Raw genomic sequence first — 2,357 nt, 5'->3', positions numbered from 1 at the left:
TTCAGTTTCTAATAAACGAGCGCCAAATTGTATAATAGGTATTTCCTGATCATTGTAGTATTGAGGTATTTTATCTAAACTCTCTAGAATTTCCTCTAAACTTTCAGGGATTTCCTCTGCCGAATCATCTAATAAGTTATCAGCACAACAACCTCTATAAGCCTGTTGCATTTGCTTCATCAAGTTGTTTTCTAAAGGAAGCAAGATATTGACTAAACTAGTCGTAACTTTAAATTTTTCCTTGATTGCCTTTAAGTCAGGATTATATGGATTTTCTTGAAGAGCTTTATTAATTAATTTTGCTAAACTCTTATTGCTACTCTTAAAATCTTGTACTACTTTGTAAACAATTTCCTTCAAATTGCCACCACTAGCAACCTCTTCCAGATTTGTATTTAATTGATGTCCTAGCATCATTTCTAATTTAGTTTTACTAGGGAAAGCACTACACAGTGCTGACTCTATTTGCGCGAGTAGATAACCAGGGGTATGTCCAGCATTCATTGATGGTTACTTCAATACCTGTGAAAAATAGAACTTGATATTCTGACTCTAATTAAGTATCTATACTATGATTAGACCGAGTTCCGTAAATTTTCCTTGATTTCCTGGCATTTGGCAACCTGGTGGTGGTTTACAGGTTCAGACAACCGTAAGCATATGCGCTACGCGCACGCTACTTGAGGTGCGGTCAGGGGTCAGCGGTCAGCCGTGGCACAGGCTTCGACCCTGGGAGTTAACTCAGATTAAACAAATGCTTACCTGTTGTATTCAAAAGCACCTCAAGTAGCGATGCAGCGCGTAGCGCATCAGCTGAATGCTGATAGCTGAATGCTGATAGCTGAATGCTGATAGCTTACAGACAACCATTCACCACATTGCTTCACCTTTAAGTAAATCTGTCAATAACCCTTGCTTCTCTAACCGCTCACAAATAGCACTGAAAGGACTGCCAGCGTTATAACTAGGATTCCAGCTTGGGTCACCACTATGATGCAGGGCTACTAAATTCCAGTTAATATCAAAACATGGAGAACCAGAGGAACCGGGTTCGGTATTGGTTTTATACTTAACCGTTGTACCATTCTCGTTAATAGTAATAATAGCCTCGGTGTCAAAGGCCAATTTTAAGGGTTCGGCCTGGGGATGCTGCACAATAAACAGTGGAGTATTGGGCACAAACTGATAATATGGCTGTTGGGGTAACTCAATCCACTGGCGCTTTGGAGAATTGGGATCGGGATTTTTCCCAATCGGTTCTTCCCCAGGAACTCCATCTACTCTCAGCAAGGCATAATCCAATTGCTCAGGGGTTGGTAATGGATTGTTGGTATAAGGACTTTGATCAATTAGCCAGTCATCCTCTACTAAGCGATACTCCTTACCAGGATTGATAACTTTACCATCCCCTAACTGCTTGTAGTCAAAACGCAGGATAACATTACTAGACGTTGCTTGTTTTAAAATTACCGATTCCACCACATGGTAATTAGTAATAACCACATTGGGAGCAATCAGAAAACCTGTCCCAAATTCCAGACTATTATCCTTATTCGTAACTTCTACACGACAGACTTGCCCTTCAATTTGACCTAACTTTTCCCGCCACTGATTTACATCTAAAAAAGAATTAGTTTTCTTAATCAGTCTTTCTAATCGACCTTTTGCTAATAGCGGTTGCGGCATAGCAATCGCAATATTAAACTCCTGGGCAAAGGCGAATAACGCTGGGTTACCTGGATTCGATTCACGGGCACCTGCAATTAATTTATCAACCCATCCTTCTGCTTGAGCAGCTTTAATTAACTTAAATACAATTTCTTTTAAGTCATCTCCCATCGCAATAGAATCTAGATTTTTGCTGAATTTATATTCAACTAATTCAGCAAGTCTTATTTTTAATGGGAAAGCATCAAGTAAAGCATTCGTTAATTGTTGATATTGCTGTCCAGTTAGTTTCATTTAGAATTTCCATTTGAGTTGTGAACAGAATCCCTTAGGAAAAGGCAAAAGGCAAAAGGCAAAAGGCAAAAGGCAAGAGGCAAAAGGCAAAAGGCAAGAGTTAATCAAGCTCCCCACCCTCCCCACACTTCCCACCCTCCCGACTCCCTGCTCCCGACTCCCGACTCCCGACTCCCTACTCCCTATAGTCTATTCAAAAAATAACTTTCAGGAAAATATTCACTAATCATCATCACCGATTGGCGATTAGAAAAGACGCAATAGGTACGAAACAGTAAATTTGCTTCCGGTTCAATCTGGAAATAATCAGCTAATTCGTTAGCTGGCTTTTTGCCAGTATCCACAATTTCTTTAAAGGTCTCGAATCTCTGCTCTCGCCAGATTTTGCCAATGGG

4 protein-coding genes are annotated in these 2,357 nt (G+C 40.2%); 1 reads left to right on the top strand and 3 read right to left on the bottom strand.

The genetic code is table 11. From position 1 onward, the window contains the following. A partial coding sequence (locus F6K38_RS27890) for an effector-associated domain EAD1-containing protein (RefSeq protein WP_287358332.1) occupies positions 1-504 on the bottom strand: 504 nt, incomplete at its 3' end. A 366-nt stretch (positions 505-870) separates the two neighbouring features. After that, positions 871-1,962: an effector-associated domain EAD1-containing protein gene (locus F6K38_RS27885; protein WP_009149141.1), complete on the bottom strand. Its 1,092-nt coding sequence runs from the start codon at positions 1,960-1,962 to the stop codon at positions 871-873. Between the two features lie 13 nt (positions 1,963-1,975). Here F6K38_RS27885 and F6K38_RS27880 point away from each other — a divergent pair, with 13 nt between their 5' ends. After that, positions 1,976-2,188: a hypothetical protein gene (locus F6K38_RS27880; protein ID WP_287312460.1), complete on the top strand. Its 213-nt coding sequence runs from the start codon at positions 1,976-1,978 to the stop codon at positions 2,186-2,188. On the opposite strand, the gene F6K38_RS27875 is transcribed toward F6K38_RS27880, so the two are convergent. Beyond that, positions 2,145-2,357, bottom strand: a 213-nt coding sequence (locus F6K38_RS27875; protein ID WP_287358329.1) for a chorismate pyruvate-lyase family protein, incomplete at its 5' end; no start/stop codon positions are given. The two genes, F6K38_RS27880 and F6K38_RS27875, sit on opposite strands and share 44 nt — an antisense overlap.

Source organism: Moorena sp. SIO3B2, assembly GCF_010692525.1.
GTDB lineage: Bacteria > Cyanobacteriota > Cyanobacteriia > Cyanobacteriales > Coleofasciculaceae > Moorena > Moorena producens.
This window is presented reverse-complemented; position numbering and strand designations above follow the sequence as displayed.

What these genes read in the sequence shown, in the direction of transcription:
- F6K38_RS27885 (WP_009149141.1), bottom strand. Translation starts at nt 1,962, where the DNA reads ATGAAACTAACTGGACAGCAATATCAACAATTAACGAATGCTTTACTT.